This is a genomic window from Salicibibacter halophilus (genome assembly GCF_006740705.1).
Taxonomy (GTDB): Bacteria; Bacillota; Bacilli; order Bacillales; family Marinococcaceae; genus Salicibibacter; species Salicibibacter halophilus.
Genome location: NZ_CP035485.1, coordinates 184,525 through 199,269 on the forward strand (window position 1 = coordinate 184,525; position 14,745 = coordinate 199,269).

General features: G+C 46.5%; 15 protein-coding genes, 1 pseudogene and 1 riboswitch. Of the genes and pseudogenes, 13 read left to right on the forward strand and 3 right to left on the reverse strand.

All coding sequences use genetic code 11. The annotated features are described in order from the left end of the window. The first annotated feature begins 62 nt into the window (after positions 1 to 62). Entirely contained in the window at positions 63 to 245 is a 183-nt protein-coding gene (locus EPH95_RS01005) for a hypothetical protein (RefSeq protein ID WP_142086558.1), read from the forward strand. A 74-nt stretch (positions 246 to 319) separates the two neighbouring features. On the opposite strand, the pseudogene serA reads toward EPH95_RS01005, so the two are convergent. Next, positions 320 to 1,869, reverse strand: a pseudogene (serA, locus tag EPH95_RS01010) (phosphoglycerate dehydrogenase). A gap of 139 nt (positions 1,870 to 2,008) precedes the next feature. Further along, complete coding sequence (locus tag EPH95_RS01015) at positions 2,009 to 2,269, reverse strand: ferredoxin (protein ID WP_142086560.1); 261 nt, start codon at positions 2,267 to 2,269, stop codon at positions 2,009 to 2,011. Between the two features lie 224 nt (positions 2,270 to 2,493). Here EPH95_RS01015 and EPH95_RS01020 point away from each other — a divergent pair, with 224 nt between their 5' ends. Both EPH95_RS01020 and EPH95_RS01025 read left to right on the forward strand, forming a co-directional pair. Continuing rightward, complete coding sequence (locus tag EPH95_RS01020; RefSeq protein WP_142086562.1) at positions 2,494 to 2,739, forward strand: hypothetical protein; 246 nt, start codon at positions 2,494 to 2,496, stop codon at positions 2,737 to 2,739. A gap of 58 nt (positions 2,740 to 2,797) precedes the next feature. Further along, positions 2,798 to 3,229 (forward strand): DUF2663 family protein, encoded by a 432-nt coding sequence (locus EPH95_RS01025; protein WP_160141535.1) that lies wholly within the window; start codon positions 2,798 to 2,800, stop codon positions 3,227 to 3,229. An 85-nt stretch (positions 3,230 to 3,314) separates the two neighbouring features. On the opposite strand, the gene EPH95_RS01030 is transcribed toward EPH95_RS01025, so the two are convergent. Next, positions 3,315 to 3,524 (reverse strand): hypothetical protein, encoded by a 210-nt coding sequence (locus EPH95_RS01030; RefSeq protein ID WP_142086566.1) that lies wholly within the window; start codon positions 3,522 to 3,524, stop codon positions 3,315 to 3,317. A 110-nt stretch (positions 3,525 to 3,634) separates the two neighbouring features. Here EPH95_RS01030 and EPH95_RS01035 point away from each other — a divergent pair, with 110 nt between their 5' ends. The 10 genes from EPH95_RS01035 (at position 3,635) to ypeB (ending at position 14,653) form a co-directional block, all read left to right on the forward strand. Then, positions 3,635 to 4,318 (forward strand): SIR2 family NAD-dependent protein deacylase, encoded by a 684-nt coding sequence (locus EPH95_RS01035; protein ID WP_142086568.1) that lies wholly within the window; start codon positions 3,635 to 3,637, stop codon positions 4,316 to 4,318. 180 nt (positions 4,319 to 4,498) lie between these two features. Further along, on the forward strand, positions 4,499 to 5,110 hold the full coding sequence (locus EPH95_RS01040; protein WP_142086569.1) for an adaptor protein MecA: 612 nt from the start codon (positions 4,499 to 4,501) through the stop codon (positions 5,108 to 5,110). Between the two features lie 102 nt (positions 5,111 to 5,212). Beyond that, positions 5,213 to 6,490 carry a Glu/Leu/Phe/Val family dehydrogenase gene (locus tag EPH95_RS01045; RefSeq protein WP_193556998.1) on the forward strand — a complete coding sequence of 426 codons (1,278 nt, stop codon included), beginning with the start codon at positions 5,213 to 5,215 and terminating at the stop codon, positions 6,488 to 6,490. 60 nt (positions 6,491 to 6,550) lie between these two features. Beyond that, complete coding sequence (locus EPH95_RS01050; RefSeq protein ID WP_142086571.1) at positions 6,551 to 7,543, forward strand: YpdA family putative bacillithiol disulfide reductase; 993 nt, start codon at positions 6,551 to 6,553, stop codon at positions 7,541 to 7,543. Between the two features lie 13 nt (positions 7,544 to 7,556). Next, a complete protein-coding gene (locus EPH95_RS01055) occupies positions 7,557 to 8,528 on the forward strand; it encodes an asparaginase (protein WP_142086573.1) in 972 nt (323 codons plus the stop codon). Between the two features lie 65 nt (positions 8,529 to 8,593). Next, positions 8,594 to 8,758 carry a hypothetical protein gene (locus tag EPH95_RS19050; RefSeq protein ID WP_193556999.1) on the forward strand — a complete coding sequence of 55 codons (165 nt, stop codon included), beginning with the start codon at positions 8,594 to 8,596 and terminating at the stop codon, positions 8,756 to 8,758. A gap of 161 nt (positions 8,759 to 8,919) precedes the next feature. Then, a riboswitch (SAM riboswitch) is annotated at positions 8,920 to 9,028 on the forward strand. A gap of 120 nt (positions 9,029 to 9,148) precedes the next feature. Next, the gene (locus EPH95_RS01060) at positions 9,149 to 10,273 is read left to right on the forward strand and encodes a methionine biosynthesis PLP-dependent protein (RefSeq protein WP_319592804.1); all 1,125 of its coding nucleotides are present in this window, start codon (positions 9,149 to 9,151) and stop codon (positions 10,271 to 10,273) included. Between the two features lie 21 nt (positions 10,274 to 10,294). After that, positions 10,295 to 12,130 carry a bifunctional homocysteine S-methyltransferase/methylenetetrahydrofolate reductase gene (locus EPH95_RS01065; protein ID WP_142086575.1) on the forward strand — a complete coding sequence of 612 codons (1,836 nt, stop codon included), beginning with the start codon at positions 10,295 to 10,297 and terminating at the stop codon, positions 12,128 to 12,130. Positions 12,131 to 12,293: 163 nt separating this feature from the next. Beyond that, positions 12,294 to 13,280 (forward strand): spore cortex-lytic enzyme, encoded by a 987-nt coding sequence (sleB, locus tag EPH95_RS01070; protein WP_142086577.1) that lies wholly within the window; start codon positions 12,294 to 12,296, stop codon positions 13,278 to 13,280. A 14-nt stretch (positions 13,281 to 13,294) separates the two neighbouring features. Further along, positions 13,295 to 14,653 (forward strand): germination protein YpeB, encoded by a 1,359-nt coding sequence (gene ypeB, locus EPH95_RS01075; protein ID WP_142086579.1) that lies wholly within the window; start codon positions 13,295 to 13,297, stop codon positions 14,651 to 14,653. The last annotated feature ends 92 nt before the right edge of the window (positions 14,654 to 14,745 follow it).

Consider the following 14,745-nt stretch of genomic DNA (forward strand, 5'->3'; position numbering starts at 1 on the left):
TAAATGCTTGCATTGTGACATAGGTTCACAATGGCGGGAAGGAAAGTGAGGTTGCTTGGGGAATGATGCTTGACTATGCGAAGCGTATTGCCGTTGTCCTCTTATTTTCATTCGTATTATTTATCATCATGAATGGATTAACCATTGCCATCTCTGGTCTTGAAGCTAATGAGGCAGATCCGCGGCCGGTCATTTATGATGCGCTGGCGGCATGTGTCTTAAATGGTTATTCAAACGTCTGTTGATGTAGGAATGGCGGGCGAGAAAACGATTCAATCATTTACAGTCAAAAAAAGCCGCCTCCAAAGGGCGGCTCCTTTTATTTGTGAAATTCAATCGGGTCGGCGGCGTAAATCTCTTCTACTGCAGTAAGGTCATTGATAACCGCGTCCGTAACTTCCTTGTCAACGGCCAGCATCATGATGGCTTCCCCGCCTTCTTCTTCTCTTCCTACTTGCATTGTCGCGATGTTCACGTCGTGTCGGGCTAGTAATTGTCCCATTTTGCCAATGACACCTGGCCGGTCGCTGTGGCGGATATAGATCAAATGCCCGGATGGAATCAGGTCCACATTAAACCCGTTGATTTTTACGATACGAGGACCATAGGCATCGATGTATGTCCCTTGCAGAGTAAAATCACCGTTATCTCCGCTTACATGTGCTTCGACGAGATTCGCATACCCATAAGTTTCAGAAGTATGGGCTTGGCTATAGGAGATGCCACGTTCTTCGGCAATCACACCGGCATTGACGACGTTTACAGGAGCATCGATTCGCGGAGACAAAAATCCGGCCATAAAGCTGCGGGAAAGTACGGAGGTTTCTTCGCGCGCGATATTTCCGCTAAAGGAAACGTCAATATGCTGCACTGCTGATTTCACGCATTGGCTGACAAAATGGCCCATTGTATTCGTAAGCTCATAATACGGTCGGATTTTTTCATATAATTCTTCCGATATCGCCGGCAAATTAATGGAGTGAGCCGCAGGTGCGCCCTTTAGCACTTGGATCACTTCTTCCGCGACCTGAACGGCCACGCTTTCTTGCGCTTCCAATGTGGACGCGGCAATATGCGGGGTGGCGACTACTTGTGGCATGTCAATCAAATTGAAATTGTCTGCCGGTTCATGCTCGAAAACATCAAGTGCGGCACCGGCGACGTGGCCGCTATCCAGCGCTTCCTTTAAAGCAGCTTCATCAATAATCCCCCGCGAGCGCAATTCAGGATGAAAACACCGGGTTTTGTTTTTGCCAGATTGTCTGTTCCGAGAAGCCCTTCTGTTTCTTTTGTGAGGGGCGTGTGAACGGTAATGACGTCGGCGGTTTGTAAAAGTTCTTCCAGACCCAGCAATTCAACGCCTATTTTTTGTGCGCGGTCAGCGGTTAAAAATGGATCGAAAACAACGGTATTCATTTGGAAGGCGGCTGCACGTTTGGCGAGCTCAGTGCCAATTCTGCCTAACCCGATAATGCCCAGGGTTTTCCCGCGTAGCTCTGTCCCCTGGAAAGCTTTTCGGTTCCATTCATGGTTTTTTAACGATGTGTAGGCTTGTGGAATATTGCGAAACAAAGCCATCATCATTGCGAAAGTGTGCTCTGTCGTAGAGATCGTGTTCCCATCCGGAGCGTTGATAACAATGACGCCGTGTTTTGTGGCTGCATCAAGATCGATATTGTCGATCCCGACTCCGGCTCTGGCCACGATTTTCAACTCAGGCATTTGCTCAAGCAGGGCCGCGTCTACCTGGGTGGCACTGCGGACGAGCAAGGCGGAAAAACGGGATAAATCATCCACCTCGTTTGGTTTTCCCTGCACAACTTCGATATTTTCGTTTTGTGCCAATGGCAGCAAACCGTCTTCGCTCATCGTGTCGGCTACGAGTACAGCGTAGCTCGTCTCTACATCAGCTTTTACAATCAATTATCTCCAGCTCCTCTTTTTAGCGCTCTGACGTATCAAAGGCCAGCGTATGTAAAAATCCCCCTAAAGCGGGGGTGGTTTCCCATCAAGTCGTGGTTTTGTAATTGTCAAACATTAAAGGGTCGCCGTGAAAGGATTCACTTGCTATTTTAATCGAATCCGACGGACAGCCTTCAAAGGCGTCTTGCAAATCCTCGTGAAGCGAGCTCGGCACATTGCAGGTTCCCTGATTATGATCAAGCATGCCTTCTGCCAAACCTTCTTCGTCATAATCAAACAAATCGGGGGCAGACACGCCGCAGGCGCCACAAGCAATACATGTATCTTTATCGACAATCGTATACATTTTCTGCCCTTGCCTCCACTTATGGCCAGAATCCTTCTTCGCTATCATTGTAGAACTTGAAAACGTTAATTGCAACCGAAAAATTACAAAAGCGGTTGGAATCACATGGTGTAATGGCGGATCCAGCCGGATTTAATCAATGATGAAAAGATCGTCGTTTTCTGTTGTCAAAATTTCATTGTTCGGTTAATGTACAATTATAGGGAACCAGGAGTGAGCGTTGCATGATGACAGAAGAACAAAATCGAGAAGAACAACGTGAAGAATCGGCTACGTCCCTGCCTTCAAGGTTGGATACACACGGCACAAGGAAAAAAACCAAGAAAAAAGAGCATGAGACCGAATCAAACGAGGAAGACCTTTCTGCGGTGAGGAAAGATTACTATAAAAGCCCGATGATTGCGCGGGTGCTCTTATCCTTGTTCATCGTTCTGGTTTTCGTTATTTTTTGGATGGCATTTTTCTCATAAAGACAAGGCATGAATGCCGGGGATGGTTCGGACATATGTATCCAATGGAGGTGTATGTATGGCTGTTCACAAGGAGGCGTATATGACACCGATTGCAGAACGCGTTGTCCGAGAGCTTATAGAAAGAAAAAAAGAAGAACAAAAACGGGAACGGTTGGTCATCGTTGCCGGTTGGATAACGACGGCAATGTTTGCGCTCATGTTGTTTTTTTTGTTTTCCATGGCAGAATCAAACGCAGGGTCTGAAATGGTGCAATTTTTTCGTTCCGGTTATGGCTTCTTGTTTGTAGCATTGTGTGCCGGTGCTTCGGTCTTTCTTATCATCGAAAAGAAAAAACGTGACGAAGCGGAGCAAGAGTATACCGAATTAAGAAACGAGGTTGTCGACCGCTACGAGGAAATTTGGAATACAGAGCAGCTACGCGCGTATAGCTATACATTGTTCGAATGGCTGGAGAGGGAGCATGGTGTTAATTTGTACCATCGATAAGTGCAGCATCAGAAGGAAAGAATGGATGATAGCCGCTTGTTAGCAGCCATCCATTCTTTTTTTTATGATGTTTATCCGTTTTAGCTCACTGGCCCGGACGGCCGTTTAAGGAAGGATAGAAAGCCTCGTGTGTTAAAGGGTCGGCAATGACGAGACCGATAAAACAAAAAATGACGCCAAGGATCATAAAAACAAACGGCAGCACAAGCTGTTTTTTCCAGTAAAGAAAAAGCAGCAGCAAAAAAAATCCTGCCCCAAAAAAAGCAGCACCTAAAATAAATACGATATAATCCATTTTACACCTCGTTGACGCGATAATAATGTATACTATCATTATAAATAAAATGGAATAAGCTTACCATTGAAATGCATGGCAATTTGTCGAAAAAACGGAGGTATTTTGTTATGGGTCATCCGAAACGATTGGCCATTTTAACCGGTGCAGGAATGTCTACGGAAAGCGGCGTGCCCGATTTCCGCTCGCAAACAGGATTATGGGCGAACCACGACCCGATGCAAACGGCGACTGTTGAAGCCCTTGAAGACCAATACGATACCTTTCATTCTTTTTACGGGAACCGTCTGGATCGCCTGAAGTCAATCGAACCACATAGCGGACATGCCATCATCACGGAATGGCAAAAGCAAGGAATCGTTTCTGTTATTGCTACCCAAAATGTCGATCGGTTACATCAAGCGAGCGGAAGTGAAAACGTTGCGGAATTGCATGGAAATCTGAGAGAATTTAGATGCCACGACTGCCGCGAGAAAGCAAAACAGGAAGATTTTATCGCGAAAAAACGTTGTGATCATTGTGGGGGCAAACTTCGCCCGGCCATTGTATTATTCGGCGAGCAGTTACCGATGGAAGCGTGGGAATACGCAGCCCGGAAAATAAGGGAATCAGATGTGTTGCTCGTTGTTGGGACGAGCTTACAAGTAGCCCCCGTTAATCAATTGCCGGAACTCGCTGCGAAGGAGCGTATTTACATCAATGAAGAGGTGGACACCCCCATTTCTTTCACGCGCACGATCCAATCGAAAGCAGGGGAAGGCTTGCGACGCTTATCCAAAGAGTGGCAAATCTAAGCGCGGGTTTGCCGCTTCACCAAACCAGAGGGCTTTCGCCCGTCCGGTATACATAAAGAAATGCATGGTTCTTTTGCCAAAAAGGGCAAGTGACTTATGCTTTTAAAGAACGAGAATAAGTTCCGTTGAATAACTTATAAAAAAGGCCGGTTAAGGCTGGGTCCAAAAGGAGGGGCGGTTATGCGCCTGGAACGGATCGCCGCTAATAAAATTAAAGTGTTCCTCACCTTTGATGATTTAAGAGAGCGCGGGTTAACGAAAGATGATTTATGGATGGATCGCCCTCGTGTCCATCAACTATTTCGTGACCTTGTGATGGAAGCCGATGCTTCCCTTGGATTTAAAGCCGATGGAACGCTTTCCGTTGAAGTGTTTGCCTTGCCTGCCCAAGGGATGGTCATTCATATTTCCAAGACGGATAATGAACATGACGATGACGACATGATTGAAATGGACATTACCGTAGATGAACGGCAGGATTTATTTTATAAATTCCATGACTTCGAGGCCGTATTGCAACTCGTTGCTTTATTAACAAGAATCGGCGTTAAAAACGGTTCGCTTATGTCCATGGATGGGTGCTACTATCTTTGTTTTCCGGTTAGCACGCGCTATTTTTTGGGGTATGACCGTTGCGTGGCCCTTATTTCCGAGTTTGGAGAAGCTTGCCCGTATTCTCCCGCTCTCGTTAAAGAACATGGATCACTGCTGATTGAAAAAGAAGCTGTAGCTGTATTGGCAAGCGCGTTTGGGTTTGAGACCGAATCTGTGGAAAACGAAGGTGATTTTTAATATAGTTGTGGTTGGAAGGACCATGTATAAAGATATTATGTTTACGTTGACATTGTGGATAAATCATGCCCCAATTCAATGAACCACACGGAGGTGACCCTGATGGGGAAGGAGTCGGTGGTTGATTCCGACAAAGAAAAAAGCCATGATCGTTTAACGATTATGCAAGAACTCATAGCCTCAGCTCTAGAAAAATGGGGATATACATCCCAAGTTTATGAATTGCTAAAACAACCGCTTCGGACCCTTACTGTTCGAATCCCTATAAAAATGGACAGCGGTGAAACCAAGACCTTTACCGGTTTCCGTGTCCAGCATAGCGATGCGATTGGACCGGGAATCGGCGGGGTACGGTTCCACCCGGAAGTGACGGAAAAAGATGTTCAGGCTCAAGCAATTTGGACGTCATTGCAAGCGGGGGTCATCGACATCCCATATGGGGGAGCGAGTGGCGCGATCGTTTGCAATCCAAAGGAGTTGTCCTTTCGTGAACTTGAAGCATTGAGCCGTGGCTACGTTCGCGCGATTATATCTTTTATTGGCCCGACGAAAGATGTTATTGCCCCCGATGCAATAACCAATACACAAATAATGGCATGGATGCTTGATGAATTCAGCCAACTAAAAACCAATCATTCCCCTGGGTTTATTAGCGGAAAACCGTTGATATTGGGAGGGTCACTCGGCAGGGAAGCAGCTGTCGGAAAAGGCATTGTAATCGCGGCCAAAGCAACAGCCAAACGCATAAAGCTGCCGTTGGAAAAAGCCCGTGCCATCATCCATGGATTCGGCAATGTAGGGACGTATGTTGCCCAAACATTAAACGACGCCGGCGTAAAGATCGTTGGTATCTCCGATGGCCACGGCGCTCTGTATGATCCTGACGGGCTTGATGTGGATTATTTAATGGATCGCCGTGATAGTTTTGGAATGGTCACGAACATTTTCAAAAAATCAATTTCCAAAGATGAACTGCTCGCCGAGGATTGCGAAATGATCGTGGACTCTTCCAGGGATCCAAACGAACTAACGGCGCATGACGCTGAAACAGTCAAAGCCGGCATTTATATTGAAACCGGCAGGGGGAAGATTTCGGAAGAAGCAAGCGCCCGTTTGCATCATCATGGGACATGCGTGATTCCGGGTCTATTGACGAATGCCGCCAACACTGCGCTGTCTTATTTGGAGAGGGTTCAAAATAACCAAGACTACGCTTGGATGGAAGAAGAAGTGAATCAAGCATTGGAAGGCTTGTTGGAAGAAGCATTGACATCGATCGTTGATGTATCCAATAAGCGTAATGTGAATATGCATGAAGCCGCCCGTATGGCCGGCATTCAAAAATTGGCGAACGCAAGCCGTTTACGCGGATGGGTGTGAGCGGCCGGAGCGTATAAATCCATCTTGTTTTGGAAAGTGTAAAAGTTGGAGGAATAGCAGTTGGCACAAGAAAAGATTATGATCATCGGCGCCGGCCCATGTGGATTGGCGGCCGCGATTGCTTGCAGGGAAAAAGGATACGATCCCCTAATCATTGAAAAAGGAAATATTGTTTCGGCCATTTATCACTATCCGACGCACCAAACCTTTTTCAGCACCCCTGATAAATTGGAGATTGGGGATATTCCTTTTGTTACGGTAGACCGTAAACCAAGGCGAAGCGAGGCGCTCGCTTATTATCGAGAAGTCGTTGACCGAAAACAGTTGCGCATCCATACGTATGAAACTGCAAAAAACGTCCGGAAAACGGGGGACGGGACGTTTGTGGTGGATACGACCGCTAAAGGGAAAAAGAATGTCTATCAGGCCGACTATGTGATTATGGCGACAGGCTACTATGACCACCCGAATAAGCTTGGCTGCGAAGGGGAGGACCTTCCCCATGTTTATCATTATTTTAAGGAATCCCACCCTTTTCATGGACAAAATGTCGTCGTGGTCGGCGGGAGAAATTCATCGGTTGATGCTACATTGGAACTGGAAAAAGCGGGTGCGCATGTTACCGTTCTATACCGGGGAGAAACGTACTCATCGAGCATTAAGCCGTGGATTTTGCCTGAATTCGAAGCGCTTGTCCGAAAAGAGAGCATTCGCATGATTTTCGGTGCTGAGATCAGCAGAATTACGGAAACGAGCGTTTATTTTGAAAAAGACGGTCAAGAAAATGAACTGGACGCTGATTTCGTGTTTGCCATGATTGGCTATCACCCTGATCATCGGTTTCTGTCAGCTGCCGGTGTGGGGATTGATGAACATACCGGAAGGCCTTTTTATGATCCGGAAAGCTTCGAAACGGACGTGCCAGGTCTTTTTATCGCCGGTGTAGTGGCAGCGGGAAATAACGCGAATGAGATTTTAATTGAAACAGGGAGATTCCACGGATACCGAATTGCAGAGACAATCGCAAACAGAGAAAATGTACAGCAAACGTAAGGGGCTTCAAACGATGAAAAAAATTGCATTGGTCACGACCGGAGGGACGATCGCGAGCAAAAAGACAAATGGAGGACGTTTGCGTGCCGGGGAAAGAAGCGGCGAAGAACTTGTTGATATGTGTGACGTCCCCTTTGAATTGGAGTTGGAGATTGTTTCTTTGTTTAACAAGCCTTCCATCCACATCGGGTATGGCGATTTATGGCAATTAAGGGTAATGGTTACAGACTTGCTGCGAGATGAGGCCATCGATGGCGTGGTTGTTACATCGGGAACGGATACATTGGAAGAAATGGCCTACTTTTTAGACCTGACCATAGAGAACGAAAAACCTCTCGTCGTTACTGGTTCCCAGCGGGGGCCGGATCAAGTAGGCAGTGATGCATTCGTCAATCTTCAAAACGCAATGATAGCCGCTGCCGACGAACAGGTCACCCAGCTTGGATCTGTGGTTGTGTTTAATGAACATATTTTTTCCGCGAGATATGTACAAAAAACACATACTTCCAATGTACAAGGGTTTTACGCGCCGGGATACGGATATTTCGGACTCATTGACAATGAACGCGTAAACCTTTATCAACGCCCCCTTTACCGCGATATTTATAAGCCTAAAACAAGGATTGAACATGCCCGCTCTCAAATTGAAATTGTTAAAGTCCATTTAGGAGCTTCCCCCGATTTGTTATGGCATTTGCTGGAAATGGACGGCATTCATGGTGTCGTTCTTGAAGGGTTGGGAAGAGGACAAGTGCCACCGGCTTTTATGCCCGTGATCGCGCATGCCCGTATACCGATTGTCGTTACAACGAGTGCAAACGAAGGCGAAGTCTACCCTGCTTATGAGTATGAAGGAAGCACGTATGATCTACTGCATCATGGAGTCCTTTTAGGAAAAGATTATAGTAGCCGAAAAGCAAAAATAAAGCTCCATGTGCTTTTGGAAACTGGCGTTAAGGATCTCGAGGAAGCGTTTAGCAAGTAAAAAAACGGAAAAATATTTTATGGAAACGCCAGTGTTGGTATACGCACGCGAAGGAGGGAGCGCCAGTGACGACGGATACCAGGTACCGGATTGTGATCCGTTGCTCCGATTGCGGCGAGAAATATATCTTGCGAGGCCGCCAAAAGGAGAACGGACAATATGAGACAGGGTTTAAGCAGTGCGTATGCGGCAATGAAGATAATTTCGTCGTTGAAGCATCTCCAGAGTGATCCTGCCCCTATCCCACGAAGATAGCGCTTATAAATGAGGATAACGCTAAATTTGTCTTTTTCACCGCAACAAGTGAAAGTGAAAAGGGATAGCTTAGCCTCTTGAAACATGACGGATATTCTTGTAGGATTGTGAAATAGCAACAGAATAGATAACTCTTTTCTTATCAAGAGAGACGGAGGGAAAGGCCCAAAGATGTCTCAGCAACCAGCTCTTCGGAGTCAGGTGCTACTTCCTTTGGAACTGGTAGTGGTTCTGAAAGATAAGAAGAGCATTCGGCGGAAATGCTTTCTTCTTATTCGAACCAAGAGAAGAAGGCATTTTTATTTTTACCTGACTTTTTGAACAATCTCTAATTGGCAGTTTCAGCAAGCTTGGAAGGAGTGGGAATGATGGATAGATCATATACGAGGGAGACAAAGCTTGTTCAATCAGGAAATCGAAGAGATAAACGGACCGGTGCCGTCAATGCGCCGATTTACATGAGCACTGCTTTTGAACATACGGGTGTCGGTGAATCGACAGGATACGATTATGCCCGTACGGGCAACCCGACACGGGAAGTGCTTGAAGAGGCAATCGCTGAATTGGAGGGGGGAAAGCACGGCTTTGCTTGCAGTTCCGGCATGGCAGCGATTCAAGCTGTGCTTAGTTTGTTCTCCCAAGGAGACGAGATTATCGCTTCCATGGATTTGTATGGAGGTACATACCGATTGTTTCGCCAATACTGGCCGCAGTGGGGAGTGGATGTGCGTTATGTCGATCCAAGAGATCTGCAATCCGTTGAGCAATTGATTGAAGATAATACAAAAGCGCTTTTTATTGAAACCCCGACAAATCCATTAATGCAGGAAGCGGATTTACAGGCGCTCAGTAACATAGCCAAAGAAAACAATTTGTTCATGATTGTTGATAACACCTTTTATACGCCATTGTTACAACAACCGTTTGCATTTGGGGCGGATATCGTTATCCATAGTGCCACTAAATATTTGGGCGGCCATAACGATATCGTGGCCGGGCTCGTCGTTACCGATGATGAAGCTTTGGGGGAGCGTCTTTTCAATATCCAAAATGGCATCGGGATGACACTAGGAGCTTTTGATTCCTGGTTGTTGCTCCGCGGGATGAAAACATTGGCGTTAAGAATGGAAAAACATCAACAAAATGCCCGTGCTGTTTCGGAAATGTTGCAAAAGCACCCGCTCATTACGGAAGTGCTATATCCAGGCAGAGGCGGGATGCTTTCGTTTAAAGTTCAGGATGAGAAGCTTGTCGATCCATTGCTTCGCCATTTACGCCTCGTCACATTTGCCGAAAGTTTGGGTGGCGTCGAGAGTTTAATGACTTATCCAAGTGTGCAAACCCACGCGGATATTCCTGAAAGTGTCCGGATTAAGAACGGCGTGACGAATGAATTAATGCGTTTATCATGTGGGATTGAAAGTCACGAAGATATCATTTCCGATATAGAAACGGCCCTGGAGGAAGCAGAACGCAAGATCCAAGCTTAACATGGGAAAGAAGGGATGAAGATGAAGTTTCTGGATAAATTGCAGAATGAGATCTTAATTGGAGATGGAGCGATCGGCACTTTGTTGTATGACCGAGGGCATAGCGGTTCCATCGAAGACGCCAATCGCCATGCTGAAGAGATGGTTGTATCCGCCCATCAAGAATATATTGAAGCGGGCGCTAATGTTATTCAATCGAATACGTATGCAGCGAATCAGCTTAAGCTCATGAATTATGGGTTAGAGCACGGAATGGGCGAGATCAATGCTCAAGGGGTGCGCCTTGCAAAACACGCGGCGAAAGGAAAAAATGTGTATGTAGCGGGGACTATTGGCGGGATTCGTGACGGCAGAGCAAGTCCTTTCAATAATCAAGAAATAAAAGCAGCTACGCAATCGCAAGCGGAAGCACTTTTATCTGAAGATCCCGATGTCATTCTTTTGGAAACGTACTATGATCTTCATGAACTCGTTCAAGCCGTTCGGGTCATTAAACGATTATCACCGGACATGCCGGTGATCGGGAATGTTTCATTAGGGGATGTGGGCGTTTTGCACGGGGGCATCCCCGTCAATGATGCACTTTTGCGTTTGTGGAATGAAGGGGCCAATGTCATCGGGATTAATTGCCGAATGGGACCTGCCCAGACAATTGCATCTTTGGAAGAAATCTCCTTGCCGGAAGGAGCTTATCTCTCCGCTTATCCAAATGCGAGTTTACCCGGTATTCAAGATGGCCGTCTCGTTTATCAGTCAAACCCGGATTATTTTAAAAGCCAAGCAGAGGAGTTCCGGAAACAAGGCGTGCACTTGCTCGGTGGTTGCTGTGGGACAACGCCCGAACATATTCGCTCCTTTACTGAAAAACTGCAAGGCCAATCCCCGGCAGTTAAGGAGCGTACAAAAGTATCTGCCGTGCGCGAACAAGCTTCGGCGGAGGTTGGAGACACCCTCCAATTGGATAAAAAAGATCCTTCCATCATCGTGGAACTGGACCCGCCTAAGTCACTGACGAAAATGGACAAATTTTTAAACGGGGCGCAGACGCTCCATGAGGCAGGCGCCGATGCGGTTACGCTTGCGGACAACTCCCTGGCCACGTCCCGTATTGATAATTTGGCTGCCTCGACGCTTATTAAACAGCAAGCAGGCGCACATCCCTTGCTTCATATCGCCTGCCGGGACCGCAATTTAATCGGAATGCAATCTCACTTGCTGGGACTGCATGCCTTGGGAATCAGAGATGTGCTTGCCGTTACCGGGGACCCGACGAAGGTGGGGGACTTTCCGGGAGCAACATCCGTATATGATCTTACCTCTTTTGACCTCATCCGATTGATTAAGGCCATGAATGAAGGATTTAGCCATTCCGGGCGTCCATTGGGGTTGCAAACGAAATTTACCGTCGGAGCTGCATTCAATCCAAATGTGAGTTCCATGGCTAAAGCTGTGAAACGGTTGGAGAAAAAAATCGTGGCCGGAGCTGATTTCGTGATGACGCAACCGATATATGACGTGGAGACTTTACATCAACTAAAAGAAGCGACTGCCCATTTGGATATTCCGATTTACGTCGGCATTATGCCTTTAATCAACGGGCGAAATGCCGAATTCTTGCACAATGAGGTTCCAGGCATTCAACTTACGGAGCAAGTGCGAAAACGAATGGCTGAGTGCGGAAAAGATGTTCAAAAAGGCGAAGAAGAGGGGATGGCCATCGCAAAAGAATTACAGGGAGCCAGTCTTGAGTTGTTTGGACGTATCTATTTAATCACCCCGTTTTTGCGTTACCATATCACTGCCGCGCTTACGAGTGATATCAAAACCAGGTCAGCGCAACAGATGCGCTTTTCATAAAATAACGGGGAACTGCATAAAATCCCCGTTTGTTCGGGTTAAAAACTTCCTTGGTCTACCGTTACGGTAGACTTTTTCTTTTTCACGTATAAATTCTGGTTTTTATCGAAAAATAAAGCCAATGAAAGTTAGTTATTAGTGAAAAAAGAAGGAGGTAAGGCAAATGGAAGGAAGCGTTCGCTACTTCCTTGCAACGCTAATCGTGCTGGGTGGCGTTTTGGGATTTGCCACTGACAGAGGTGAAGCCTTTAGTGATCAAATCATCCAGCAAGGGGCAACTGGAGATGATGTTGTAGAGTTGCAAGCCAGACTTCAATACATTGGTTATTTTGACCAATCAATTGATGGTGTATTTGGCTGGAGCACATATTGGGGGGTGCGTGAGTATCAAGAAGCATTTGAGATGGAGGTCGACGGACTTGTCGGTTCGGAAATGAAAAATCAGTTGGAAGAAACGACAGAATTTGATGAGCAGCACGTACAAGAAGCTTTAGAAAATGCACGGGAATTTACCCATTATGGAGACACACCGAAAGAGATACAAAAAGGTCCGAAAGGAAGTGGTGAAGGAGAGGGAGAACAAGCTCCTGAACCTGAAGAACCGCAGCCGGAAGAAGGAGAACCGACAGGTGAAGAAGCACCTGCGCCGGAAGGAGCAGCAGAGGATGAAGAAGCGCCTGCTCCTGCACCGGAAGAGGAAGAAGGCGAACAACCGGATACAGACGAGGAGCAACCAGATGAGGAACAGGATGACCAGGCCAATGTGCAAAAAGCAATGAATGCTCCGGAAGGGTATTCGGACAATGACATACAAATCATGGCAAATGCCGTCCATGGAGAGGCAAGAGGTGAACCGTACGAAGGGAAAGTAGCGGTCGCGGCCGTTATTATTAACCGCACCGATGACCCTGAATTTCCGGACACGGCAAACGAAGTAATATTTGAGCCGAGAGCTTTTACTGCGGTTGCGGATGGACAAATTTATCTGGAGCCGGATGAAGAAGCGCGCGAGGCTGTCTTGGACGCGATTAATGGGCAAGATCCGTCAAACGGAGCTGCTTATTATTACAACCCGGTAACAGCCACGTCCGAATGGATCTTTAGCCGTGATGTGCATACAGAAATCGGAAAACACGTGTTTGCAGATTAATAGGAGGTGATTGGATGTTTCGAGCAATTCTCATTGCTGTTTTATCGGTTGCCCTGATTGGGACCGGTGTGTTCGCTTATAACGAACACCAGGAAAAAGAAGCACTGGCGGTAAGCCATGAAAACAATTATCAGAAAGCATTTCACCAACTCGCCTTTCACCTGGATCATATGCAAGACGAGTTGGGAGCGTCTTTGGCAACAAACGGCCTTTCCAATATGACCGGATCAATGGCGGAGGTATGGCGAATTTCATCATTGGCACATAGTGATATGGGTGATCTTCCGATGGGCCTTGTTCCTATCAATAAGACAGAAGAGTATCTGTCCAACGTTGCTGATTTCACCCATGATGTTGCCATACGTGATCGGGCGGATGAACCATTAACCGATGACGAATATGAACAACTGGAAACATTTTATGATCAAGCAGGCGAAATATCCTCAGACTTGCGCGGTGTACAAGCGAATGTACTCTCCGATGATATTCGTTGGTCTGATATCGAATCGGAATTGGTGGCCAACACAGATCCCGGGGAAGGAACAGCCATCGATGGCATTCAACAAATCGATGAAAAAGCAAAAGGTTTTTCCGAAAATAATTGGAACGATGATACCGCTTCAGGCTTTCCTGACGATGCGGAAGAACGACTTGCAAATGTGGTTGAGGACAAAGAGCTATTCGATGAGGAAGAAGCCGTTGAACGTGCCCGTGAATTTTTAAATATGCCGGATGACGTGAATGGAGAGGTCCATCAACTTGGCGATGGAATCCCCTATGAAGGTTATAAAGTTTATCTCGAGGATCCGGATGGAGAAAGCAATTATGCCGTGGAAATGACAGCAAGAGGCGGGCTGCCGACATGGGTGATGCAAGACCGGCCGATTACGGAGACGAATATCAGCTTAAATGAAGCATCCGAAATTGCCGCTGAATTTCTCGATGAACGAGGGTTCGATGATGTAGAACTGGTAGACAGCAAGCAATATGATTCAATCGGAACCTTCCAGTTTGTTCCAACAGCGAATGATGCACGCTTGTATCCGGACGCGATCATTATGAAAGTGGCGCTTGACGACGGAGATGTTGTTGGTTACAAAGGAACCGATTATCTCGCGAATCATCGCGAACGTCATGATCTGGAGCCGGAGCTTGAATTGGAAGAAGCATTAGACGAAGTGCACGAGAATCTGGAGATACGAGAAGAGCATTTGGCAGTGATTGAAAACCAAAATGGCGAGGAAGTATTAACGTATGAATTGTACGGAACGATGAACGATGATACGTATCAATTGTTTATCAATGCAAATGACGGTATGGAAGAAGACGTCAAGCGGATGCAAGGGGCAGAACCTGTCTACGATGCAATGTAATAGGAACCGGCGAATGGTTACGGCTATTCGTCGGTTTTACTCCCAGTCGTAATGTTAATGTTGAGATATATTATTCAATATTCTTTTTTTTC